Here is a 24393-nt window from a genome sequence, read left to right on the forward strand (position 1 = left end):
TTTCGGGCCGGTGTGCGAGGAAAATAACCGGATGAATTGCGCTTTGCCTCTTCATCCGGTACACCTGCCTGAAAATGGCCGGATTTGCACGGCAATGCGGGCTGCTGCCTGCCGAAAGACGATGTCTGGCAAAGTGGGACGGACGGCTGGAAGGGTTCAATGAATATGATGCAGGGTAATGCGCAGGGTTTGGGCATGTTTCGCACGGTTGTTGGCATCATCGCTATAGGCGTGTTGCTCGGCGCCTGCACCAGCCCGACCTACGGTACAGGCAAGACGGCGGCGGAACAGCTTGTCGACGATCTCGGCAACGCGACCTCGATCACCGGCAACGACCAGGAAAAGCGCAACCTTAAATACAGCCCGCGCCCCGGCCTCGTCGTTCCGGCCCAGTCCCGTGCCGAACAGCTGGCCTCGCCGCAGCAGAACATGGCCAACCGCGAATCCAATCCGCAATGGGTCGAATCGCCGGAAGAAACCCGCGAACGCCTGCGCGACGAAGCGGATGCCAACAAGAACAACCCGCATTACCGCTCGCCACTGCTTGCCGGCAACGGCACGGCCGGTCAGATGACCGAAAGCCAGAAGTGGGAAGCCTTCCGCAAGGCCAAGGCCGATGCCCAGGGCGGCTCTGTCGTCAACGCCCAGCGCCGGTTCCTCACCGATCCGCCGGCTGAATATCGCAGTGTTCCGCAGGATCAGCTGACCGATCTTGGCGAGCCGGAACAGAAGAAGGAAAAGCGCCGCAAGAAAGAAGCGGCCGTGGCAAACACCGGCAAGAGCTGGTGGAACCCTTTCCAGTAAGAGCTGGCCAGTAAAAACTGGCCAGTAAAGAACGGCTGATGGCTGGCGGGGAGTTTTGTCTTTCCCGCTCGCGCTCAATCCTCAAGGCGTTTGTCGCGAAAGAACTGCCGCAGAATGTCAGCGCTTTCGCTTTCCGCCAGTCCCGAATAAACATCCGGCGCATGGTGGCATGTCGGCTGGCTGAAGAAGCGCACGCCACTCTCCACCGCGCCGCCCTTCGGGTCCTGCGCGCCGTAATAGAGACGGCGAATGCGAGCAAATGAGATCGCCGCCGCGCACATGGTGCAGGGCTCCAGCGTTACGTAGAGATCGGCACCGGGCAGGCGTTCCTGTCCCAGCGCCTCGCATGCCATGCGGATCACGGCGATTTCGGCGTGCGCCGTCACATCGTTCAATTCACGGGTGCGATTGCCGGAACTGGCAATGACCCGGCCGTCCAGAACCAGCACGGCGCCGATCGGAACCTCCTGCCGCTCAGCCGCGGCACGGGCTTCCGAAAGCGCCAGTTCCATGAAATGCGTCCTTTCGGCCATTGCGTTTCAATTTCCTCTTAACCCTTGTGCTTGGACCTGATAGGACAGCCCAAACAACAGGCAAACAGCAAATGACTTTTAAAGACAAGCCGAAGCGTGACGGCGGCAAGACATTTAGCCGCGACAACAAGCCGAAAGGCCCCGGCAAACCCGCTGCAGAGCGCGAAAAGAAACCGGTGGAAGCCAAGGCTGCGCCGGCGCAGGAAGCCGTCCTCGGCACCAAGCCCGAGCGTATTTCCAAGATCATGGCGCGCGCTGGCGTCGCTTCGCGCCGCGATGTCGAGCGCATGATCATGGAAGGCCGCGTGTCGCTGAACGGCGTCAAGCTGGATAGCCCCGTGGTCAACGCCACGCTTTCGGACAAGATCGAAGTGGACGGCATGCCGATTCGCGGTGCCGAGCGCACGCGCCTGTGGCTTTACCACAAGCCCGCCGGCCTGGTGACGACCAACTCCGACCCGGAAGGTCGCCCGACCGTTTTCGACAATCTGCCGGGTGAATTGCCGCGCGTGCTCTCCATTGGCCGTCTCGATATCAACACCGAAGGCCTGTTGCTGCTGACCAATGACGGCGGCCTTTCCCGGGTGCTGGAGTTGCCGACCACCGGCTGGCTGCGCCGTTACCGCGTGCGCGCCCATGGTGAGGTCGATCAGGCCGCACTCGACAAGCTGAAGGACGGCATCGCCGTCGACGGTGTGCTTTATGGCGCGATCGACGCGACGCTCGACCGTACCCAGGGCCACAATGTCTGGATCACCATGGGTCTGCGCGAAGGCAAGAACCGCGAAATCAAGAACGTGCTCGGCGCGCTTGGTCTCGAGGTCAACCGCCTGATCCGTATCTCCTATGGTCCGTTCCAGCTTGGCGATCTGCCCGAGGGCAAGGTGCTGGAAGTGCGCGGCCGCATGCTGCGCGATCAGCTCGGCCCGCGCCTGATCGAAGAGGCCGGCGCCAATTTCGACGCGCCGATCTACAATACATCCGTCGATGACGAGGACGAAGCTCCGGCCAAACGCGCCAAGTCCGAATGGGCAAAGAGCGATGTGCCGGAAGGCAGGCCGCGTTTCGACAAGGCAGCCGGAAAGCCGGAAGACCGCCGCGAAAAGGCGCTCGGACGTCTGGACACCAAGCGTGGCGACAAGCCTGCGGGCAAGTTCGGCGCAAAACCTGCCGGGAAATTCGGTGGCAAGGGCCGCAACGAGGATGATGGCGAAGAACGCCGCAGCCCCCGCCAGCCGGCGGGCACGAACCGGACGGCCAATGTCTGGATGGCGCCCGGCGCAAGGCCAACGCGTGACGGCAAGGAGCGCAAGTCGTCCGCCCGTGCCGAAGCCGAGAACCTGTTCAAGAAGCCGTCCGCCCAGGAAGAGGCGCGCCGCAGCGTCGTGCGCCATGCCGATGACGAGGGTGAATGGATCCGCTCCGAACCCACCCGCGAGGATGATCGTGGCCACGGCCGCGGCGAACGCCCGGCACGCGGTGAAAAGAGCTTTGGCGATCGCGGTGGACGCGGCGGCAAACCCTTTGGTGGTAAACCATCCGGCGACCGGCCTTTCCGGGATCGTCCCCGCGAAGATGGCGACCGCCCGCGTGGCGAGCGTCCTGCCCGCAGCGGCGCAAAGAGCTTCGGTGATCGTCCCGCGCGCGGCGACAAGCCCTTCGGTGACCGTCCGTTCCGCGACCGGCCCCGCGAAGATGGTGATCGCCCACGCAGCGACCGTCCGCGTGGCGAGAAGAGTTTTGGCGATCGTACTGCGCGTGGTGAAAAGCCATTCAGTGAACGTCCGTTCCGTGACAAGCCGCGCGAAGAGGGGGATCGTTCCGGCAGCGATCGTCCACGCGGCGAGCGGCCTTTCGGCGACAAGCCGCGTGGCGGAAAGCCGGGCGGCAGGCCCGCATCGGGCAAGCCGTCCTTTGGCAAATCGGGCGAGCGTGGCGAACGTTCGGGTTTTTCGGGTAAAGGTAAAGGCCCCGGTGGTAACGGCCCCGGCGGCGGCAAGCCGGGTGGCAAAGGCCCGGGTGGCAAACCTTCTGGTGGCAGGGGAATGACACGTAATGCGGATCGTAGGCGGTGAGTTCCGCGGCCGGAATCTGGCCGCGCCGAAAACAAATTCCATTCGTCCGACCATCGACAGGACGCGGGAAAGCCTCTTCAACATTCTGAGCCATGCCTATCCGGAAAGTCTTGACGGTACGCGCGTTCTGGATGTTTTCGCTGGAACCGGGGCGGTTGGGCTGGAAGCCCTGTCGCGCGGCTGTCGTGTGGCGCTTTTCGTCGAAAATGGCGTCGAGGGCAGGGGGCTGCTCTGGGAGAACATCGATGCGCTGGGACTGCACGGCCGCGCCCGCATCCTGCGGCGTGACGCCACCAAGCTGGGCGGCGTCAACAATATCGAGCCCTTCGATCTGCTCTTCGCCGATCCGCCCTATGGGCAGGGCCATGGCGAAAAGGCTTTTGCCGCAGCCCACGCCGGCGGCTGGCTGACACCCGGCGCGCTCGCCATTCTGGAAGAGCGCGGCGATGTTGCAGTAACCGTCGATGCGGCGTTCAAATTGCTCGAAAGCCGTATCTTCGGCGACACGAAAATGCATTTCTACCGCTACGAACCCTGACGGGAAGGCCTTCCCGTCACGCCACGGTCTTGTCTTGTTTGCGCAATAGGCAGGATTTTTTCTGCGAAAAGAATTTGGGTATTCGCATGGACCAGGGTGTAAACGAGAGTGTCACGATCTTGCGTGCCGGGGAGGATGTCCTCGAAGGCGACGGCGCGGGTGGCCATGAGCCGACATTCGGACTGGCGCTTGGCGGTGGTGGCGCGCGTGGCATCTGCCACATCAATGTCGTCGAGGCCTTCGACGAACTCGGCATCCGGCCGGTGGCGTTGTCCGGCTCCTCCATCGGCTCCATCATCGGCGCGGGCATGGCGGCCGGCATGAGCGGCCGGGAAATCCGCGAATACACGCTGGAACTCATGGGGCGGAAGGGCTCGGTGGCAAACCGGCTCTGGAGCCTTGGGCCCGCATCGATGCGCCATGCGGTTGATGGTTTTCGCCTCGGGCAGTTCAATCTCGAACTTATCCTGCACGCCCTGATGCCGCAGGCCCTGCCGAAGGATTTTTCGGAACTTGCCATACCATTGAAGGTGATCACGACGGATTATTACGCCCAGACCGAAGTGGTGGTGGAAAGCGGCGAGATCATCCAGGCGCTGGCGGCGTCCGCTGCCATTCCGGCGCTGTTCATGCCGGTGCGTATCGATGGCCGCATCATGATCGATGGCGGTATTTTTAATCCCGTTCCTTACGAACATCTGCTGGATAAGGCCGATATCGTCATCGGCGTCGATGTGGTTGGCGGCCCGGAAGGAGACGGCACCACCATGCCGAACCGTCTGGACAGCCTGTTCGGCGCCAGCCAGCTGATGATGCAGGCAGCGATTGCCCTGAAACTCAGATTACGCCCGCCCCATATCTTCCTGCGTCCGCCGGTGCACCGCTTCGGCGTGCTGGATTTCCTGAAGTCCGAGGAGGTGCTGAACGCCTCCGCCAGCATCAAGGACGATCTGAAACGGCAGATTGAAATGCAGGTGGAGCTGTTTCATCGCGGGCAGGGCGTGGAGGCCTGAGCGCTACCCCCTGAGTTTTCGGGAGCGAGCGGGTGCCACGTATTTCTTCTCCCCGCCGGGGAGAAGGTGGCCCGAAGAGTCGGATGAGGGGGCCAGCTCTCCGGATAGCTCGATCCTTGCCCCCTCATCCCGCTGCCGCGGACTTCTCCCCGGCGGGAGAAGAAACAAGCGGCGCGCTCCCCGTCACTGGCTTGAAGCGGAAATCACAACGACACTTCCGTCTCGCTGTCCTCCATATCCTCTTCTTCCTCCTCGCGTTTCTCCGCCTTGTTTTTCGGCTTCATCAGCGGCTCCGGTTTCACCTCGCGCACCGGCTTGTTGTGCAGCATCTGCCGGCCGGCAGCGAGGCCTTCAACGGCTTGAAGCTGCAGCCGCTCCTCGTCACGTTCGCGAATATCGTCGGAGATCGCCAGCGCCCGCTCGCCGTCCATGTCCAGCCCCTCCAGAATACGCCGCCCGAATAGCAGGCCGGATTCCAGCGTCTCGCGCAGTTCATATTCCACGCCCTTTTTTCGGAGATCGAGGGAGTGCACGCGATCATACGAGCGGGCATAGATGCGCACGCTTGGAAATTCCGACTGGATCATGTCGATGATGCGGTCGGTCACTTCCTTCTTGTGGGTGCAGACCGCCACCAGATCGGCCCGTTCGATGCCGGCGGCGATCAGCACATCCTTGCGGGTGCCGTCGCCGAAAAAGATGCGGAAACCGAAACGTGCGGCCTGACGCACGCGATCGGCGGAACTGTCGATGACCGTCACGTCACGCCCGCCGGCGAGAAGGATCTGCGAGGCGATCTGGCCGAAGCGTGAAAAGCCGATCATCAGCACATCCGCGCCAGCCCCGTCGAAATCTTCGTCCAGCGTGTCTTCGGCGGCATCCTCCGCCGTCAATCGGCGCGATATCACCGCCAGAAGCGGCGTCAGCGCCATGGAAAGCGTGACGACGGCGACAAGGATCGAGGCAGTCGCCTGTGGAAACAGTCCGGAAGCGGCGGCCGTGGTGAAGAGCACGAAACCGAATTCGCCGCCCTGCGCTAAAAGCAGTGCGATGCGGCTCGATGCATAACACGAAGAGCCGGCAATGCGGCAAAGGCTGTAGATCACCGCCGCCTTGACCGCCATCATTGCCGGTACGGCGATCAGGATGAGAACAATATGCTCATAGACGATGTTGACATGCAGCGACATGCCGACAGCCATGAAGAACAGCGCCAGCAACAGCCCGCGAAACGGCTCGATATCGGCTTCCAGCTCATGCCGGTAGGAGGATTCCGACAGCATCAGTCCCGCCAGCAGCGCCCCCATGCCCATGGAAAGCCCGACAGCCTCCATGATGGCGGCAGCGCCGATGACGACGAAAAGGGCCGCCGCGATCATCACTTCGCGCGCACCCGTGCGGGCGATGATCTGGAACATCGGGGTCAGCAGGAAGCGCCCCGCCAGCACCATTCCGGCCACCGCAACGACCGAGGCGACGAGATCGTAAACCATCGAATCCGACGCGACATCCGGCCGGTTGGAAAGAATGGTGACGAGGGCAAGAAGCGGCACGATGGCGAGATCCTGAAACAGCAGGATCGAAAACGAGCGGTTGCCGTGCCGCGTGTTCATGTCGCCGTCGTCTTCGAGGATTTGCAGCGCAAAAGCGGTGGAGGAAAGCGCAAGGCCGAAACCGGCGACAAGGCTGCCGCGCGCATCGATCAGCCCCGCCCACCAGGCAATCGCCGCCAGCACGCTGCCCGTCACCAGCACCTGCGCCAGCCCGAGGCCTAAAATATCGCGGCGCATCTGCCAGATACGCGATGGCTTCAGTTCCAGACCGATGATGAACAGCAGGAAAACCACGCCCAGTTCCGAGACATTGAAGATGTCCTTCGCATCCGTGACCAGATGCAGGAACGGCCCGATGACGATGCCGGCCACCAGATAACCGAGCACGGTGCCAAGCCCGAGTTTGCGGAAAATCGAGGCCGCGATGACCGCTCCGGCCAGAAGCAGCAAGGGTTCGGAAAAGAGAGCGTCGTGCTCGGTCATGCGGGCGGACTTTCGAATATGGTGGCGACAGAGCCTTGCCGATGGAGAAAGCGGCGTTTCGCCCTTGATGCGGGGTTGCTGGCACAATAAATGGAACAGGAATGAAAGGCCAACTCATGTCCTCAGAAATAGATTCTTCCAAACTTCTCGATCGCGCCAGCGAACTTGTCGATCTTGCCCGTGCCGCCGGCGCGGATGAGGCGGATGCTGTTGTCGTGCGCTCCCGCTCGCAATCGGTCGGTGTGCGGCTTGGCAAGGTGGAAAGCACCGAATCGTCCGAAAGCGACGATTTTTCCCTGCGCGTCTTTGTCGGCCGCCGCGTGGCGAGCGTTTCGGCCAATCCGGGCTTTGATCTGAAGACGCTGGCCGAGCGGGCGGTGGCGATGGCCAAGGTCTCGCCGGAAGACCCCTTTGCCTGCCTTGCGGACAAGGAACGGCTGGCGACCTCCTATGACGATCTCGAACTTTTTGACGCCACCGAGGTGTCGTCCGATCAGCTGCGCGAGGCGGCTCTTGCTTCGGAAGAGGCAGCACTTGCCGTCAAGGGTGTCAGCAATTCCTCCGGCGCTGGCGCATCAAGCGGCATGGGCGGCCTCGTGCTCGCCACATCGCACGGTTTTTCCGGCAGCTATATGGGCAGCCGTTTCAGCCGCTCCGTCAGCGTCATCGCCGGCGAAGGCACGAAGATGGAGCGCGACTACGATTTCGACAGCCGCCTTTATTATGCCGATCTGGATGCAGCCGAAGAAATCGGCCGTCGTGCCGGTGAAAAAGTCGTGCGGCGCGTCGGCCCGCGTCAGGTCGATACCGGCAGCAACATCACGGTGGTGTTCGATCCCCGCATCGCCCGCGGTTTCGTCGGCGCCATCGCCGGTGCGATCAACGGCGCCTCGGTTGCCCGCAAGACCAGCTTCCTGCGCGACAAGATGGGCCAGCAGGTTCTGAAAAAGGGTCTTTATCTGACCGACGATCCGCAGATCGTTCGCGGCCCATCCTCGCGTCCCTTCGATGGCGAAGGAGTGAGGGGCGAGAAGATGACGATGATCGAGGACGGCGTGCTGAAACACTGGTTCCTGTCCACCTCGGCGGCGCGGGAACTTGGCCTTGAAACCAACGGCCGCGGCGTGCGCGGCGGCACCTCTGTCTCGCCGGCCTCCACCAATCTGGCGCTGGAACCGGGCGATATTTCGCCGGAGGATTTGCTGAAACAGGTCGGGTCAGGCTTTTACGTCACCGAACTGATTGGCCACGGCGCCAACATGATAACGGGCGAATATAGCTGCGGCGCGAGCGGTTTCTGGATCGAGAACGGCGAAAAGACCTTTGCGGTTTCCGAGGTGACGATCGCCTCGAACCTGAAGGACATGTTCATGCGGGTCACGCCGGCCAATGATATCGACCGCAAATATGGCGTCGCCGCATCGACGCTGGCGATAGAAGGCATGACGATCGCAGGCAAGTAACCCAGCCTGCGGGTTGTTTTCGCCGGCACTTTATGTGCAAGTGCGAAGAGAAAAACAGGCGCGCCGTTTGAGGCGCGCGGAAAAGACGGCAAAATGAACGATATGGCTGAGGCCCGCTGGGCCTCCGATTTGCGGCTGGTGCTTGAAGCCGCGCGCAAGGCGGGCGAGACGGCTCTCGGTTTCTTCCGCAAGGACCCCGAGGTCTGGTGGAAGAATGGCGGGCTTTCGCCGGTCAGCGCGGCCGATTACGCCGCCAACGAAATTCTCGAAACCATCCTGCGTTCCGCCCGGCCGGATTATGGCTGGCTTTCGGAAGAGACGGATGACGATGCCGACAGGCTGTCCCGCTCCACCGTTTTCGTCGTTGATCCGATCGACGGGACACGCGCCTTCATTGGCGGCCGGGATACCTGGTGTGTCAGTGTTGCGGTGGTGCATGAGGGGCGGCCGGTCGTTGCGGTCCTTGTTGCCCCGGCGCTTGCCGAGGAATTCACGGCGATTGAAGGCGGCGAGGCGCTGAAGAACGGCCAGGCCATTTCCGTCGCGCGCGGAAATGCCGGCATCTTCCATCTGGCGGCGCCCGAAGATGTGATCGCTTATCTGCCGGAGGAGGTGCGCGCCGGCGTCAAGCGCATTCCGCATGTGCCTTCGCTCGCCTACCGGCTGGCCATGGTGGCGGATGGCCGTATCGACGGGACGCTGGTCAAGGCCAATTCCCACGAGTGGGATCTGGCGGCTGCCGACCTCATTCTGGAAAGGGCAGGCGGGCAGCTTGTCGGCCTCGATGGAAAACCTCTGATGTATAATCGCCGGGAGGTGAACCACCCCGCATTGTGCGCCGCAGCAGATTATGCGCTGCCCGCACTTTTGAAAGCGTTTTCACACGTTTCCGACGGTTGACGTTTGCCCGGAAATCCCGCAGATGAGGGCCTCTCTCAGCGTTTAAGAAAGAGATAAAGACATGACGGAATCCGGCAAACCGAAACAGCTGCTGCACCTCGTCTTCGGCGGCGAACTTGAAAACCTTCAGGATGTTCAGTTCCGGGATTTGAATGCGCTCGATATCGTCGGCATCTACCCGGACTATGCTTCTGCCCTTACGGCATGGAAGTCCAAGGCGCAGATGACGGTCGATAATGCCCATATGCGTTATTTTATCGTGCATATGCACCGTCTTCTCAATCCCGACGACAAAAATTGAGTCCTTTTGCCCTTGCGTTGTAATACTATTGGGTGAAGGCGAGCTTTTCCGTGATTCCTGCCGTTCAACGCAGGCCGGTAGCTCCGGCACGAGAAAATGTGATCGCGCTTTCGTTTCCGATGATAAAAAATGACGCAATTTAAGAAGAAGTAGGCGGCGACAACAACAAGAACAGGGGCAGGCTTTGCGCGGAATGATCAAGGGCAGAATGTCATGAGCAGCCGTATCGCACGTTTCGCTCTTTCGGGTTACCGGATTGCCGGTATCGCCGCCTATCCTTTTGCCCGACCCTATCTTTCCTATCGGGCTGCGAAGGGCAAGGAAGACAAGCGCCGCCGCTTCGAACGTTTCGGTTATGCCAGCGCCGAGCGCCCGCGTGGGCCGCTCGTCTGGTTCCATGCCGCAAGCGTGGGCGAAACACTTGCCCTCATTCCGCTGATCCGCGAAATCCGCAAACGCGATATTTTCGTGCTGCTGACCACCGGCACCGTTACCTCGGCCGAACTGACCCGTACGCGGCTTGGCGACGATGTGATCCACCAATATGTGCCGCTCGACATCAAGATCGCGGTCAACCGCTTCCTCACGTATTGGGCGCCGGATGCTGCCATAACAGCCGAATCGGAAATCTGGCCGGTGACGATGATGGAGCTTGAGCGCCGGCATATTCCGCAGATCCGGGTCAATGCCCGTCTGTCCGACCGTTCCTTCGACCGCTGGAAAAACCGTCACGATATTGCGGAATCGCTGTTTTCCAAGCTGGCGCTGGTGGTTGCGCAATCTGATCTGGATGCCGAACGCTTCCGCGATCTCGGCTCCTGGCCGGTGGTGATATCGGGTAATCTCAAGGGTGATACCGACCCGCCGCCCTGTGACGAGGCGCTGCTGGAGACCTATCGCAAGCAGGTCGGCAATCGCAAGACCTGGGCGGCGATCTCCACCTTCGACGGCGAAGAAAAGGCCGCCGCCACCGTGCATGCGGCGATCAAGTCGCGTAACGGCCAGTTGACCATCATCGTGCCGCGCCATCCCGAGCGTGGCGATGATGTGGAAGCCATGCTGAAGGGCATGGGACTGACGGTGGCGCGCCGTAGCCGCAACGACGTGATCACGCCGGAAACCGATATTTTCCTTGGCGATTCCATCGGCGAAATGGGGCTTTACCTGCGGCTGACCGAGCTTGCCTTTGTCGGCCGGTCGCTCACGGCGGAAGGCGGGCAAAACCCGCTGGAGCCGGCCATGCTCGGCTGCGCCGTATTGTCGGGCGCGCATGTGCAGAATTTCCGCGAGGCCTATCAGAAGCTCATCCGCGCCGGCGGCGGTCGTATCATCCGTGATGTGGAGATGCTGGCCAAGGCGGTGCATTATCTGCTGGTCAACGACAATGAGCGTTACAAGATGATCGATGCCGGCAACCGGGTCATTCAGGATATGCGCGGCGCGCTGTCCTCCACCGTCAAGGCGCTGGAACCCTATATCAACCCGCTTACCGTTTCGGCCAAGCTGCAACCGCGGAGTGCCATCGGTTCATGGTAGCGGATATCGAAGTTGATGCGACGCCGTCGATCGCCGCTGTGCTTTTCGACAAGGACGGAACCCTTTTAGGTTATGACGCCAGCTGGGGACCGGTGAACCGCGAACTTGCGGCGATCGCTGCCAAGGGCGACGCGGCACTTGCCGACCGGCTTCTCATCGCTTGCGGCATGGACCCGATCACCGGCCACGTGGTGCCGGACAGCCTGCTCGCCGCCGGCAACACGGCGGAAATCGCCGCCGGTCTGGTCGCCGCCGGCTCGCCCTGCGATGTTGTCGAACTGACGCAGCGCCTCGACCGGCTTTTCACCGAGGCCGCCGATAAATCCGTGCCCGTCACCGATCTCAAGGCGTTTTTCGCAAGGCTGAAGGCACGCGGCTACAAGCTCGGCATCGCCTCCAGCGACAATGAAAATTCCATCCGCCAGACGGCCATCCGCTTCGGTTTCGAGAGCGATGTCGATTTCGTCGCGGGTTATGACAGCGGTTACGGCACCAAGCCGCAGCCCGGCATGGTTCTCGGTTTCTGCGAGGCGATCGGATTTCCGCCGGAACGTGTGGCTGTTGTCGGCGACAATAACCACGATCTGCATATGGCGAAAAATGCGGGGGCGGGCCTGCGCATCGCCGTTCTGACGGGAACCGGTTCACGCGAAAGCCTCGGTGCGGATGCGCATTATTGCTTTGATGACATTACCGGGCTTGAGGCGCTGCTGCCGGAACGGGTTGTTTAAGAAGGCCCCCCATCTCTTCCGTCATTCCGGCCTCGAGCGGGAATCCAGACAGCCCAAGTCCTTGGGCTGAAAAAAGACTCTTCCCGCCGCGCAGACGCGCGCCGGATGGATTCCGGCTTGAGGCCGGAATGACGGAGAGCTTTTTTGCAATTTACGGTTTTTTCTGGCAAACAACCCCTGACGTATAACATCCGAACGAATGCCGTGGGCGACGCGGCCGGGAGCGGGCATAGATGGTTTCTGAAGCGCCGCCATTCTGGTGGCAGAAAGCGGGCTGGCAGGCATGGCTCCTGTCGCCTTTCTCGCTTCTCTACGGCAAGATCGCCGGACGGCGGATGCGGACGGCAAAGCGGGCAAGCGTGTCCGTTCCAGTGATCTGCATCGGCAATTTCACTGTAGGCGGAGCGGGCAAGACACCGACAGCGATGGCAATCGCCCGGGCTGCTACCGCTAAAGGCCTCAAACCCGGTTTCCTCAGCCGCGGTTATGGCGGCACGCTTGATGTCACCACCCTTGTTGATCCGCAGCACCATCGCTCCGCCGATGTCGGCGATGAGCCGCTGCTTCTGGCGCGCGAGGCGGTGACGGTGATTTCGCGCCGACGCGTGGAAGGGGCTCACCGGCTGGTGAAAGAGGGTGTCGATCTCATCATCATGGATGATGGTTTCCAGAGCGCCCGCCTGACGCTGGACTATGCGCTTGTTGTCATTGATACGATGCGTGGCATCGGCAATGGCCATCTTGTGCCAGGCGGCCCGGTGCGTGCGCCGCTTGTCGAACAGATGCGGCAGATGACCGGCCTTTTAAAGGTGGGCAACGGCCATGCGGCCGATCCACTGATAAGGCAGGCGGCAAAGGCTGCCAAACCCGTCTTCGTTGCGGCGATTACGCCGCAGGAGCCGCAGGATTTCAGGGGAAAGCGCGTGCTGGCCTATGCCGGCATCGCCGATCCGGCCAAGTTTTATCGCACCGTCGAGGCGCTTGGCGGCGACATCGTGCAGCAGCGCTCCTTCCCGGACCATCATCATTTCAGCGACGACGAGGTGGCGGATCTCCTGCAGGATGCGGGCAAGGAGAATTTGCAGCTGGTGACGACGGCCAAGGATGCCGTGCGTCTCAATGGGCATCACGGTCGGGCAGAGGAACTGCTGTGGAACAGCCAGGTTATCGAGATCGACATGGTGTTCGACGACCCCAATGCGGCCTCAACGATCATCGATGCCGCGATCCAGCATTGCCGCGCCCGCCTGCTGCGGGAAAATGCGCGGTCGTCATTTTAGAGGTTGTCGGCAAGGTCCGGAAACCTCTCCTCCGTCATGCTCGGGCCTGTCCCGAGCATCTGCAACCTATCGACTTATGAGACATTAGCAGATCCTCGGCACAAGGCCGAGGATGACGTCGAGTGAGGGTGTCAGTCGTCTCTGCAACTGCTGCTGAGAAAGCCGCTTAACATGGAAACGCGTCAGTACGCCGTTTCCGGCTCATGCCGGCAGATTGCCAGCCTTCTGCTCAGCCGCGAGCGAAGCGGCCGCGTCCACATAGGCCTCCTGCCGCGCCACGCTCCAGTAGCGCAATTCGTCGAGCGGAATGGTCTGGGCGGTGATGGCACAGACGACATGTGAGCCGGTTTGCACGATCCGGAAGTCTCCGTCGAGATATTCGATGACGGCGAGACGGTTGCCGCCTCCTTCAAATCTGTTCATCCGTTTTCGTCTCCTGCTCTGTCCTGTCAGCGCACCCAGTCCGAAACGGCGTAGCGTTTTCCTGAACAATCCGGATGCTCCAATGTCCTAGATTTATATCGTTCGGCGCGGCACAAGGCCAGCCCCGGCCGCTTGCGGCTGGGTGAACACGTCAGCTTCGGCCGAAGAGCCGTTCTATATCGGAAAGTTTCAGTTCGATATAGGTCGGGCGGCCGTGATTGCACTGTCCCGAACCCGGAGTGTTTTCCATCTGCCGCAGAAGCGCGTTCATTTCCTCCGGCCGCATGCGCCGGCCGGAGCGCACGGAACCGTGGCAGGCCATGGTGGCCGCGACATATTCCAGCTTGTTGGCAAGCGTGGAGGCGGCGTCCCATTCGGCAATCTCGTCTGCAAGCTGGCGCACCAGCCCCTGCACATTGACCTCGCCCAGCATGGCCGGCGTTTCCCGAACCGCAACAGCGCCCGGCCCGAACCGCTCGATGACAAGCCCCAGCGCGTCGAACCCGGCCGCATGATCCATCAGCCGGTCGCAGTCTTCCTCGGGCAGATCGATGATTTCAGGGATTAGCAGCACCTGCGACGGCGGACGCCGGGAATGCAGGGCATTGCGCATTTCCTCGAATACCAGCCGTTCATGTGCGGCATGTTGGTCGACAATGACGAGGCCATTTTCCGTCTGCGCGATGATGTAGTTCTCGTGCAGCTGCGCCCGTGCCGCTCCAAGCGGATACAGTACCGGCTCCGGTGTAGGGCTTGCGGAAGGCTCATAGGTCTCACGCGGTTCGGACCGCGCCGTCGGCATGGTGATGTCGGAAAAGCGCGATTGCACCGCTTCTGCAAATTGCATGTTTCCGGAAACGGCGAGCGGCCTCGACGGGGATGTGGCGGCAGACCATGGCGCGGAAGCCGGCATGGAAGGCGAGGGCCGCAGGCCGGACGGGCTGTAGCCGGGACGAAAGGCGTTCATCATCTGGCTCGCGCCCGTCGTCGCTGCCCTGTCACCGTCACGCGTCAGCGCCTGGCGGATCGCGCCGACGATCAGCCCGCGAATGAGGCCGGGATCGCGGAAACGTACGTCGGATTTCGCCGGATGCACATTCACATCGACAAAAGCGGGGTCGAGCGTGATGGACAGCACCGCAACCGGATATCGCCCATGCGGCACGGTTTCGGCATAGGCACCGCGAATGGCGGATAAAAGCAGCTTGTCCTGCACCGGGCGGCCGTTGACGAAGACATATTGATGCGCCGAGTTGCCGCGGTTGAAGGTCGGCACCCCAGCGAAACCGGTCAGCGTCACATCCTCGCGTCCGGCATCGATCTCGATGGCGTTGTCCTTGAAGTCTGCACCGAGAATCTGCGCCATGCGGGCGAGATGGTCATCGCCGGTCGAGGGGATTTCGAGCGTCGAGCGGTCGGTGCCTGATAATACGAAGCGGATATACGGAAAGGCGATCGCCATCCGCTTGACGACCTCGGTAATGGCGGCCGCCTCCGCCCGTTCCGTCTTCAGGAATTTCAGCCGCGCGGGTGTGGCAAAGAACAGGTCGCGCACCTCGACGATAGTGCCGGCATTCGAGGCGGCGGGCCGCACCTCCGAAACTTTGCCGCCGGTAACCGAAATCACCGAACCCTGTTCCGCGCCCTGTTGACGGCTGGTGATCGAAAGCTTGGCGACCGAGCCGATGGAGGGCAGCGCCTCGCCGCGGAATCCAAGCGTGCGAATATCATCCAGCGTCGTGGATATTTTCGAGGTGCAATGGCGCCTCACCGCAAGCTCCAGATCGGTGGGTGACATGCCGGAGCCGTTATCGGTAATGCGCACCAGCCCCTTGCCACCGCCCGCCGTGGCGATCTCGATCCGGGTCGCGCCGGCATCGATTGCATTTTCCACCAGTTCCTTCGTGGCGCTGGACGGTCTTTCGATGACCTCGCCGGCGGCGATCTGGTTGATGAGGGTTTCTGAAAGCTGCTTGATGGCCATGATCGTCATTTTCGCGGATTCGCCATGGCTTCGAAAGCAAAAAACGCCAATTGCGGCAATTTGCACATGTTTTGTGGACTTCCGCGCATTTGATCATTTCCGTCAACATCTGGGTAAGCGTTAATCCGCTTTTAATCGGCCTTGATTATGGTGGGGCGGCTTGAAATGACCGCAGGCAAGAGGCCCCCCTTTCCGGGTGGTGTGTGACGTCGACTTTGGGTGAACGTCATCTTCTCCTCAAGACTGCTTCAAGTGGCGAACCCTGATGTCTCTTTATCGGAATTTGTCGTTTCATCCCGGCATCTGCCCAGAACGATTCCAATAGAAACATAAGCCTGACCCATTAACAGGCGGGAGTTTGCAGTTGAGTGATTTGGCGTCCTCTGGCGCGGGCGTTCATACGGTGATGCTTGATGCCCTTTGCGACGCGCTTGGCGCGGCGATCGTCGTTTACGACCGTAACGATCACATTATTTTCGCAAGCCGGAAACTCTTGAATTTTTTCCCGCTGGAAGAGGCCGTTGTCGGTCCCGGTGCGCGGCTGCGCGACTATCTGAGCGCGCTTTACGATTGTTATCTGCTGGAGACGGAAAACCTCGCCGCCAATGCGCGCCAGCTCGGGCGGGACGAATGGATCGGCGAGCGGCTGGCGCTGCACTGGAAGGAAAGGTCGGAAAAGACCGAACGGCTGAAGGGGGAGCGCTTTCTGCGTTTCGTCATGAACCGCCTGCCTTCCGGGCTTGGCATCAGCGTCGTCGCCGATATTTCCGAACAGAAGAAAAGGGAAGAACAGTGGCGCATCGACCTTGAACGGGTGCAGCTGATCGAGGACATCCTCGACAATCTGCCATTCCCCGTTTTGGTCAAGGACCGCAACATGGCCTATGCGGCCGTGAACAAATCCGCCTGCACCATGGTTGAAACCAGTGCGGAGAGCATTCTCGGCAAGACGGTTTTCGATCTGCATTCACGCAAGGTCGCAGCGCAGATCGATGCGGCTGACCGGGCGGTAATGGACAGCGGCACGCCGAGCCTCATTCCCGAAAGAGTGAGACGCATAAACGGCGAGGAAGTGCTGACGATTACCCGCAAACAGCGTGTGGGCCGCCCGGGCCGGCATTTTCTGGTGACGACGATGGAGGATGTCACCGCACTTGCCACCGTCGATGCAAGCGGCAGGCCCATTATCCCCTCGCTCGAACATGTCGCCTTCGTCGCCTCCACCTATGGAAAGGACGAGGATGACGCGCCGGCCAAAGACCTGCTGAAAAGCAAGGCGGTGCTGGTCGTCTCCGAAAGCGTGCGTTTCGCCGAAGCCGCCGGCCGCCGGTTGACCGCGGGCGGCATGGATCATGCGGCGGTGACGAGCGAGGAAGAGCAGCAGGCATTCATCGATATCGCCATCTCCGCCGGCGTTGGAATCGATGTCGTCGTCGTCGATTCCCAGATGAGCGTCGCATGTCTCGATATCGCTGCTGCGCATGACCTGCCGGTCGTCACCATCGAGGAAGAGGAAATCGATGCATCGCTGCTGCATTACGTCGCCGTTGGTCTCAGATCGTCTCCTGGCGAGAAATCGACGGAGGAAGACTGGGAAATCATGACCGAGGACCTGCCCAGGGTCCTCAAGACGGGCGGCGTCGGCGAGATACTTCTCGTTGAGGACAACCGGGTCAACCAGATCGTCTTTTCGCAGATACTCGAAGGCCTTGGGCTTTCGTGGCGGCTTGCCACCTCGGGTGAGGAAGCCTTGCAGCTTTTTGCGCAGCAGGCGCCCTCCGTCGTCCTGCTCGACACGACACTCGCCGATATCGACGGTTTCGAGGTTGCCCGCCGCATGCGGGAACTGGCCGGGGACGAGAACATTCCCATCGTCGGGGTCATTACCCACGCCTTCGAGGGCGATCTCGACAAATGCATGGCGTCCGGAATGAACGACATGCTGCTGAAACCCGTCAGCCCTGACATGGTCGAGGCAGTTTTCCTGCGTCTTTTTGGCACGGATGCGGTGCGGCTGCAGGCCTGAAAGCCCAACAAATGGGCCGTTTTTCCCGAGCGGTAGACTTTCCGAAAATGCCGCCGCATTTTTGGTTCGCGGCTCTATGGTTTTTTTAATACTTGCCCTGCATTGTGAGCGCGTTCACACAGGATTAACGAGATGCAGGAATGAAACGGGCAGAACCGCAATCGTTGCAGGTCAGCCAGAACGAGCTGCAGGCCATGGCTTACAGCGACCCTCTGACGGGGCTCGGCAACCGTTACCGTCTGCGGGACAAGATCCGTATGCTGGCAAGCGAACGCTCCAGCGACCCCGCGCCGTTCACCGTCGGCATCGCCAATATAGACGGTTTCAAACCCATCAACGATCTTTTCGGTGTTCAGGCGGGCGATGAAATCCTGTGTCAGGTGGCGCACCGGCTGAAGGCCTGCATTCCCGATGGCGCGGTCGTGACGCGCCATGATGGCGACGAATTCGCCTTCGTGCTGCCGCTGGTGTTTGAGCGCACCGGTGCGGAGCGCATCGGCAACATGATCAAGGACGTGCTCTCGGCCCCTTACGATCTCGGCGATCGTAACGTCCGGCTTTCCTCCTCTTTCGGTTTTGCCATCTATCCCTTTGCCGGCGATGACTTCGAGGATCTGCTGAAAAGCGCCGAGACGGCGCTTTATCGCTCCAAGCGGCGCGGACGTGGTCAGATAACGGTCTATTCGCGCGAGATCGCGCAGGAAATGAAGCGCGCCACCCAGCTGGAGCAGGCCTTGCGAAACGCCATCATCACCGATGCGATCGATGTGCATTTCCAGCCCATCGTCCGGCTGGAAGAGGCGAAGGTCATCGGCTTCGAGGCGCTGGCCCGCTGGAACGATCCCGATCTCGGCTTTGTTTCGCCGGCCGTCTTCGTGCCGCTCGCCGAAGAACGGGGTTTCATCGACGCGCTGTCGGAAGCCCTGCTGCGAAAGGCGGCGGAAGCCGCCCTGTTCTGGCCGCGTGAGCTGTTTTTGTCCTTCAACCTGTCTTCCGCGCAATTGATGGACCCGAGTACGGCGGACAATATTCTCTCCATTCTGGCCCGTGTCGGCCTCGACCCGCACCGGCTGGAGCTTGAAATCACCGAAACGGCCGTCATGACGTCCGCCGATACCGCGCAGCGCATCATCAGCGAATTGCAGAGTGCCGGTGTTCGCATTTCGCTCGATGATTTCGGCACCGGGCAGTCGAGCCTCGGCCGCCTGCGCGATTTCACCTTCGACAAGGTCAAGATCGACCGCGCCTTCGTCTCGCGCATCAGCAGCGACCGCCCTTCGGAACACATCATCAAGGCCATCGTCGCCATGTGTGACGGACTTGATCTTGAAGTGGTGGCCGAAGGCATCGAGGAGCAGGTGGAAGAGGAAAAGCTGCGCGCGCTTGGCTGCGCCATGGGGCAGGGTTATTTCTACGGCCGCCCCGCCGATGCCGCCGCGACCCAGCGATATCTGCACGAAAATTATCGCGAAATCCTGTCGGATATTCCCTGAAGCGATGCGGTCTGGCGGTGACGTTTCCCCACAACCCTCATTCCTGTGACAGGCACAGGAATGAGGAGAGAGCGGCATGTACCTCGCTTCACAACCGGTAAAGCGGCTCGAACCTGCCCTTGACGTCGATACCGAGATCGAAGGTCAGGCCATGCTGCGGATTGGCGGCAAGGGCGTCCGCGTCCAGATTTTCCCGTGCGGAGGTGACGAGAAGGCGCGATGCGTCGGGGCCGATGAAGGCCGGGCAGGTCGTCTGGCCCGCAGGTACTTCATATCGGGCGAGGTGATTGCCGTCCGTATCGTAGCGATCGACCGCCCCGATGCCCCAGCGAGCATTCCAGATATGCCCTTCGGCATCGCAGACCGACCCGTCAATACCACCTTCGACGCCGGCGGAATCGATGAACACCTCGGCCCTGCCAGTGGGAAGGCCGGTCTCAGCGTCGAGCGGCACCCGCATCAGCCTGTTCACCTTGGTATCGACGTAATATCCCGTCGCGCCATCGGGTGAAAAGCAGATCGAGTTGGGGATGCTGACTTCGGCAAACAGCTTAGTCACGGTTCCCCGGGCGACGTGATAGATGCTGCCGGCGCCTGTCTCCGCCTTCCGGCCCATGGTGCCGATCCAGAGCGCGCCGCAGGGGTGCATGCGCCCGTCATTGGAACGGTTGCCGGGCAGGTCCTTTTCCAGTTCCGCATGCAATGTCAGCACGCCGGTTGCCGTATCGCGCAGGAAAAGCCCGTCATCGGAGGCGATCAACTGTTTATGTTCGCTGACCTTGGCCAGCGCGCTGCCCATGAAGGGCAGAGCGTACACCGTCTTGCGGCCGGAAGCGAAATGCAGCTCGTGCAACTCGCGCTCGACGATGTTGAACCACCAGGCGGTGCCTGTCGCAGGGTCGAAGGTCGGGCCTTCGCCAAGCATCATCGGCGTTTCGTCAAGCACATGTCCGGCAAAGGGAAAAACAGTTGCCAAGCTCTTATCCTCCGATGGCTGCGTCATAGGCCGATAGCGTGACGGTAGCGCGCTCGCGCACCTCGGCCGCCGTCATGCCCGGCTTGTAGAGGCTGGTCCCAAGCCCGAAAGCGGTAATGCCGGCCGAAGTATATTCGGCGAAATTCCTGTCCGAGACGCCACCGACGGCGGCAATGATGAGGTCCTTCGGCAGGATCGTCCTGATAGCATTGATGCCGGCCGGTCCGATGATGCTGGCGGGAAAGAATTTCAGCCCCGTCGCACCGGCCTTTGCGGCAACCAGCGCTTCGGTGGGCGTGAGAACGCCGGGCATCGTCACCATGCCCTTGACGCGTGCGGCGATGATCACTTCGGCATCGGCATTGGGGCTGACCATCAGCTTGCCGCCGGCGGCATCCAGTGCCTCCACGTCTTCTACGCTCAGCACCGTGCCGGCGCCGATCAGGCAATCGGCAGGCGCCATCTTCGCGGCGATTTCGATCGAGCGGAACGGATCGGGCGAATTGAGCGGAATTTCGATGGCGCGGAAGCCGGTCTCGATCAGTGCGCCGACGACGCCCTCGGTTTCCTCGGGTTTCAGACCGCGCAGGATGGCGACTAGCGGATATTTCATGGCAGGGAAGGGGATACGCATGGTGGGTCTTTCTTTTATGACCAGATGGTATTGGCGGCGGCCAGCAATCCGCGCCGCACGGCCTCGTCTGCATCGATGACCGTATATTGGATATCGAGGGCCGTGAAGGCGCCTTCGTAAAGCGCACCGAGCGCGCCGGAGCCGATCAGCACGACAGGCGTGTCCCGCCGCGCATTGGAATGCGCGCCGGCAATTTCCAGCCCGATCATGATGCCGGAAAGCTTGGCCTTGGCATCGGTCGCGGTGAGGCCATGCAGCAATTGCCCGGAGCGCAGGGTAAACAGCCGGTTGGTGGCGAGCTGCGGATTGGCGTAGATGTCGCGCACGGCAGCCCTGAAGGTCTCGTGTTCACCGGTGAAGGCATCAGCTTCGGCCACCGCATGCGAAAGGATCGTCTGCCTGGAGATGACTTCGAACAGTTCGCCGGTCATGAAGGTGGCAAAGCCGGTCACGTCGCCGCCTTTGACCGTCACCCATTTGGAATGGGTGCCCGGCATGCAGACCAGCTTTTCACCGGCATCAGTGGAGGCGAGTGCGCCGAGCAACTGCGTTTCTTCACCACGCATCACGTCGGGTGCATTTTTATCCCGCTGCGCCAACCCCGGCAGAATGCGGACATCCCGCGCCTGACCCGGCACGCGGACCGCGCCGTCAAGAACCGCTGAAAGCGACGCCGGCACGTCGATGTAACCGGCCTCGACCCAGCCTTGCCGAGCCCCCGCCATGCCGCAGACCAGAACCGGTAGATTGTCAGGTGCGCCGATGGCATCGAGATGCGATTGCAGCACCTCGGCAAAGCCGGTACGCATGGCGGTCGTCATGCCTTCCGCGCTTCTGCGCTCAGCCAGAACAGCGCCAGAACGGCTCAGAAGCCAGAGCCGGAAACTGGTCGTGCCCCAGTCGACGGCGATAAAAGCGGGTTCGGACATTATAGAAGGCCTCCGTCTACGATGATGGATTGCGCCGTGATGGCGCTTGATGCTGAGGATGCGAGAAACAGGCTCGGCCCGACCAGATCGGCGGCGACGAGCGTGCGCTTGAGACATTGCCGCGCCGTGGTTGCGGCGATGCCGTCGTCGGTCAGCCACAGGTCTTTCTGCCGCTCCGTGACGATCATGCCGGGCAGGAGCGTGTTGACGCGGATATTGTCAGGCCCCAGCCTGCCGGCAAGGCTCTTCGTCAGTCCGATAATGCCTGCCTTGGCCGCCGCATAGGAGGGTAGTTCACCCATGTTCAGCAGAAATGAGATGGATGAAAAATTGACGATGGATGCGTTCTTCGCCTGTCTGAGATAGGGCAGCGCGGCCTGAACGGTGAAGAACATCTGTTTGAGATTGACGGCCTGATTGGCATCCCAATAGGCTTCCGTCACCGTGTCGATGTCGTGGCGGTCATCCCAGGCGGCATTGTTGACCAGCACCTTGATGCCGCCGGTAGCGGAGGCTGCCGCATCCACCGTCCGCCCGATTGCGGGAATGTCGCTCAAGTCGGTCTTGAAAAAATGCACCGGATGGGGAGCCACCCCTGCGAGCCGCTGGACAAGTGCGGCGCTGGGCTCCTCGGCGATGTCGATGAAGGCGACCTTCGCCCCCTGCATCGCGAAGGCTTCCACCAGCGATGCCCCAATGCCGGAGCCGCCGCCGGTAATGAGCACGCCCGCATCCTTGAGGTCGGGAAATTGGGCTTGCGTCATCGACATCGTCTCATCCATGAGGGCTTGATTGTTCCAATATATGGAACTAGATTTTACTAAATGGAATTATTCTCTTGGCGTCACACTTATGTCAAGGCAGATGACGGTGGATGTTGCCATGCCCGATAATAAAGCCCCCAATGCTCAACAGCATGAGCCCGTTCCCGGTCACGCCCGAAAAACGGAAAGCGAGACCGGCACACTTGGAAAGGCCGTCTCGCTTCTGGAGCTTATCGCCTTTGCGGAAAAACCGATGCGTTTTACCGATGTGGTAGAGGCAAGTGGCCAGCCGCGCGGCACGGTCCACCGCCAGCTCGCCCATCTTCTCGCCGAAGGCCTGATCGACCATGCCAACGACCAGACCTATGCTGTCGGCCTGAGATTGTTGCAATTTGCGGCCAAAGCCTGGAGCGGCAATGATCTGCGCAGCGTCGCCGCGCCGCATCTGGCGGCGTTGCAGGAGGTGACGCAGGAATCCGTGCATCTCGCCGTTCTGAATGGCGGGCAGGTCACCTATCTCGACAAGATCGAGGGCAGACATACCCTGCGCATGCATTCGCAGGTCGGCAAGACCTCGCCGGCCTATTGCACGGGCGTTGGCAAGGCGGCGCTGTCCCTGCTGTCTGCTGATGCGCTGGCAAACCTCGCCGCCGGGCTGGAGTTCCACCGCTTCACGGAAAACACGATCGTAGCGCCGGAGGCGCTCATAACGGATGTGTCGGCCATCCGCGTGCAAGGTTACGGTTTCGACCTTCAGGAACACGAGATCGGCATTCATTGCGCCGCCGCGCCGGTCCATGCGCCGGGACGCAATTTCCTCGCGGCGATTTCCGTCACCGGTCCCGCCTATCGCGTGAATGTGGAACAGCTTTACAAATGGGCGCCGCTGGTGCGCGAAACCGCTGATAAAATTTCAGCGGAGCTTGCCTGCCGGTTATCGCCGGTTGCCGATGGTTGAGGAAAAAAGCGGGCGCTGCTGCGTCGAATTTCGCGACCTGGTAGACGGGTCTGGCGTCAAATTGCGCGAGTTAAATCTTATTTTCGACTATTCTGAATTAAGTTTTCAACTTTTGTTTGCATGAATCATTTTGGTGAGTAACATCCCCGGCAATTTCCGGGCAAAGGTGGCCTTTGCGGCGGTATTTCTCATTCTCGAAGAACAGCTTTCATGCAGAAAACAGAGACGGCCGCCGTTCAGGCGATTGGTGTTGATTGCGTTCGCGAGATCGCCGGCCTGAACACGCAATTCGACATATTCCGGTTCTTGAAACGGTTGACGGAGGCCTGGGAGTTCAGGGCCTTCATGGTGCTTGACCTGTCATCCGAACTGGCGAGCGAGCTGTCGCAATATACCATCATCACCAGCTGGCCGGCCGAGCTTCTGCAGCGTTACGACGAAGAGGGCATGCTTCAGAACAGCAAGGTGATGGCACAGCTTAAAAAATCGACGGTACCCTTTTCCGTTGCCATGGATTTTCTGGATGGAGGTAACGAACCGATCGCCAAAAAGAACGTGATCGGCCTGTTCGAGCGGTTTGAGATGATCAACTCCGTATGGTTTCCCGTTCACGATATCACCACAACCCGGGGCGCGGTGTCTTTCTCCGGCAACAAGACGATCTTGCCGGCAAGCCGGCTGGCGGAACTGTTTTACATTTCCAGCCATGTCTTTGCCCGGCTATCGGAAATCCGTCGTCTTGATCTCAGGGTTCCCGAAACATTGAGCGAGCGCGAGATCGACTGTCTGAACTGGACGGCGGCCGGAAAAACCAGCGCCGAAATCGCTGAAATCATGATGTTGTCGGAACATACGATCAATCATTACCTCAACCGCGCGACGAAAAAACTCGATACGGTCAACCGCACCCAGGCCGTCGCCAAGGCGCTGCGGGTTGGTTTGATAAAATAGCGAAATCGTAATTTTATCATTGTGATAAACCCTTTCCTGGGCGAT

At 60.9% G+C, this 24393-nt stretch carries 22 protein-coding genes; 14 read left to right on the forward strand and 8 right to left on the reverse strand.

What is annotated here, in order from left to right; translation table 11 throughout:
- Positions 1–159: 159 nt before the first annotated feature.
- Positions 160–804 (forward strand): hypothetical protein, encoded by a 645-nt coding sequence (locus QSV77_RS01585; RefSeq protein ID WP_302732328.1) that lies wholly within the window; start codon positions 160–162, stop codon positions 802–804.
- 74 nt (positions 805–878) lie between these two features.
- Here the strand turns inward: QSV77_RS01585 and QSV77_RS01590 are convergent, their stop codons facing one another.
- Complete coding sequence (locus tag QSV77_RS01590; RefSeq protein ID WP_052817339.1) at positions 879–1337, reverse strand: nucleoside deaminase; 459 nt, start codon at positions 1335–1337, stop codon at positions 879–881.
- Between the two features lie 71 nt (positions 1338–1408).
- Here QSV77_RS01590 and QSV77_RS01595 point away from each other — a divergent pair, with 71 nt between their 5' ends.
- From QSV77_RS01595 to QSV77_RS01605, 3 genes are all read left to right on the forward strand, one after another.
- Positions 1409–3412: a pseudouridine synthase gene (locus QSV77_RS01595; RefSeq protein ID WP_302732329.1), complete on the forward strand. Its 2004-nt coding sequence runs from the start codon at positions 1409–1411 to the stop codon at positions 3410–3412.
- Positions 3393–3950 (forward strand): 16S rRNA (guanine(966)-N(2))-methyltransferase RsmD, encoded by a 558-nt coding sequence (rsmD, locus tag QSV77_RS01600; protein WP_269698592.1) that lies wholly within the window; start codon positions 3393–3395, stop codon positions 3948–3950. Before QSV77_RS01595 ends, rsmD begins: the two co-directional genes overlap by 20 nt.
- A gap of 86 nt (positions 3951–4036) precedes the next feature.
- The gene (locus tag QSV77_RS01605) at positions 4037–4963 is read left to right on the forward strand and encodes a patatin-like phospholipase family protein (RefSeq protein WP_302732330.1); all 927 of its coding nucleotides are present in this window, start codon (positions 4037–4039) and stop codon (positions 4961–4963) included.
- A gap of 203 nt (positions 4964–5166) precedes the next feature.
- Here QSV77_RS01605 and QSV77_RS01610 read toward each other — a convergent pair whose 3' ends face one another.
- The gene (locus tag QSV77_RS01610) at positions 5167–6999 is read right to left on the reverse strand and encodes a monovalent cation:proton antiporter-2 (CPA2) family protein (protein WP_302732331.1); all 1833 of its coding nucleotides are present in this window, start codon (positions 6997–6999) and stop codon (positions 5167–5169) included.
- 116 nt (positions 7000–7115) lie between these two features.
- Here QSV77_RS01610 and QSV77_RS01615 point away from each other — a divergent pair, with 116 nt between their 5' ends.
- The 6 genes from QSV77_RS01615 to lpxK all read left to right on the forward strand — a co-directional run bounded on the left by QSV77_RS01615 (position 7116) and on the right by lpxK (position 13210).
- Positions 7116–8462, forward strand: a complete 1347-nt coding sequence (locus tag QSV77_RS01615; protein ID WP_269698590.1) for a TldD/PmbA family protein — start codon at positions 7116–7118, stop codon at positions 8460–8462.
- A 93-nt stretch (positions 8463–8555) separates the two neighbouring features.
- Positions 8556–9362: a 3'(2'),5'-bisphosphate nucleotidase CysQ gene (locus tag QSV77_RS01620; RefSeq protein WP_302732332.1), complete on the forward strand. Its 807-nt coding sequence runs from the start codon at positions 8556–8558 to the stop codon at positions 9360–9362.
- Between the two features lie 61 nt (positions 9363–9423).
- Positions 9424–9663, forward strand: a complete 240-nt coding sequence (locus QSV77_RS01625; protein WP_046800695.1) for a DUF4170 domain-containing protein — start codon at positions 9424–9426, stop codon at positions 9661–9663.
- A gap of 213 nt (positions 9664–9876) precedes the next feature.
- Positions 9877–11199, forward strand: coding sequence for a lipid IV(A) 3-deoxy-D-manno-octulosonic acid transferase (waaA, locus tag QSV77_RS01630; protein WP_110757256.1), 1323 nt, complete (start codon positions 9877–9879; stop codon positions 11197–11199).
- A complete protein-coding gene (locus QSV77_RS01635; protein ID WP_142839178.1) occupies positions 11193–11930 on the forward strand; it encodes an HAD family hydrolase in 738 nt (245 codons plus the stop codon). Before waaA ends, QSV77_RS01635 begins: the two co-directional genes overlap by 7 nt.
- A 233-nt stretch (positions 11931–12163) precedes the next feature.
- Positions 12164–13210 (forward strand): tetraacyldisaccharide 4'-kinase, encoded by a 1047-nt coding sequence (lpxK, locus tag QSV77_RS01640; protein ID WP_302732333.1) that lies wholly within the window; start codon positions 12164–12166, stop codon positions 13208–13210.
- Positions 13211–13411: 201 nt separating this feature from the next.
- On the opposite strand, the gene QSV77_RS01645 is transcribed toward lpxK, so the two are convergent.
- Complete coding sequence (locus tag QSV77_RS01645; RefSeq protein ID WP_142839180.1) at positions 13412–13633, reverse strand: DUF2093 domain-containing protein; 222 nt, start codon at positions 13631–13633, stop codon at positions 13412–13414.
- 151 nt (positions 13634–13784) lie between these two features.
- Positions 13785–15617 carry a DNA mismatch repair endonuclease MutL gene (mutL, locus tag QSV77_RS01650; RefSeq protein ID WP_302733866.1) on the reverse strand — a complete coding sequence of 611 codons (1833 nt, stop codon included), beginning with the start codon at positions 15615–15617 and terminating at the stop codon, positions 13785–13787.
- Between the two features lie 406 nt (positions 15618–16023).
- Between mutL and QSV77_RS01655 the strand changes: the two genes are divergently transcribed.
- Positions 16024–17643, forward strand: coding sequence for a response regulator (locus QSV77_RS01655; protein ID WP_368045857.1), 1620 nt, complete (start codon positions 16024–16026; stop codon positions 17641–17643).
- A 140-nt stretch (positions 17644–17783) separates the two neighbouring features.
- A complete protein-coding gene (locus tag QSV77_RS01660) occupies positions 17784–19136 on the forward strand; it encodes a bifunctional diguanylate cyclase/phosphodiesterase (RefSeq protein ID WP_142839182.1) in 1353 nt (450 codons plus the stop codon).
- Between the two features lie 88 nt (positions 19137–19224).
- On the opposite strand, the gene QSV77_RS01665 is transcribed toward QSV77_RS01660, so the two are convergent.
- Genes QSV77_RS01665 through QSV77_RS01680 form a run of 4 tightly spaced genes read right to left on the reverse strand, consistent with a single transcriptional unit; the run spans position 19225 to position 22457 of the window.
- Positions 19225–20112, reverse strand: coding sequence for an SMP-30/gluconolactonase/LRE family protein (locus tag QSV77_RS01665; RefSeq protein WP_302732335.1), 888 nt, complete (start codon positions 20110–20112; stop codon positions 19225–19227).
- A gap of 4 nt (positions 20113–20116) precedes the next feature.
- Positions 20117–20746, reverse strand: coding sequence for a 2-dehydro-3-deoxy-6-phosphogalactonate aldolase (locus QSV77_RS01670; RefSeq protein WP_302732336.1), 630 nt, complete (start codon positions 20744–20746; stop codon positions 20117–20119).
- Between the two features lie 14 nt (positions 20747–20760).
- The gene (locus QSV77_RS01675) at positions 20761–21675 is read right to left on the reverse strand and encodes a 2-dehydro-3-deoxygalactonokinase (protein WP_302732337.1); all 915 of its coding nucleotides are present in this window, start codon (positions 21673–21675) and stop codon (positions 20761–20763) included.
- Positions 21675–22457 carry an SDR family NAD(P)-dependent oxidoreductase gene (locus QSV77_RS01680; protein WP_302732338.1) on the reverse strand — a complete coding sequence of 261 codons (783 nt, stop codon included), beginning with the start codon at positions 22455–22457 and terminating at the stop codon, positions 21675–21677. Before QSV77_RS01680 ends, QSV77_RS01675 begins: the two co-directional genes overlap by 1 nt.
- A gap of 70 nt (positions 22458–22527) precedes the next feature.
- On the opposite strand from QSV77_RS01680, the gene QSV77_RS01685 reads away from it, so the two are divergent.
- Entirely contained in the window at positions 22528–23397 is an 870-nt protein-coding gene (locus QSV77_RS01685; protein WP_302732339.1) for an IclR family transcriptional regulator, read from the forward strand.
- Positions 23398–23607: 210 nt separating this feature from the next.
- On the forward strand, positions 23608–24348 hold the full coding sequence (locus tag QSV77_RS01690; protein ID WP_269698581.1) for a LuxR family transcriptional regulator: 741 nt from the start codon (positions 23608–23610) through the stop codon (positions 24346–24348).
- Positions 24349–24393 lie beyond the last annotated feature (45 nt).

The organism is Agrobacterium sp. V1 (assembly GCF_030518355.1).
GTDB lineage: Bacteria > Pseudomonadota > Alphaproteobacteria > Rhizobiales > Rhizobiaceae > Agrobacterium > Agrobacterium cucumeris.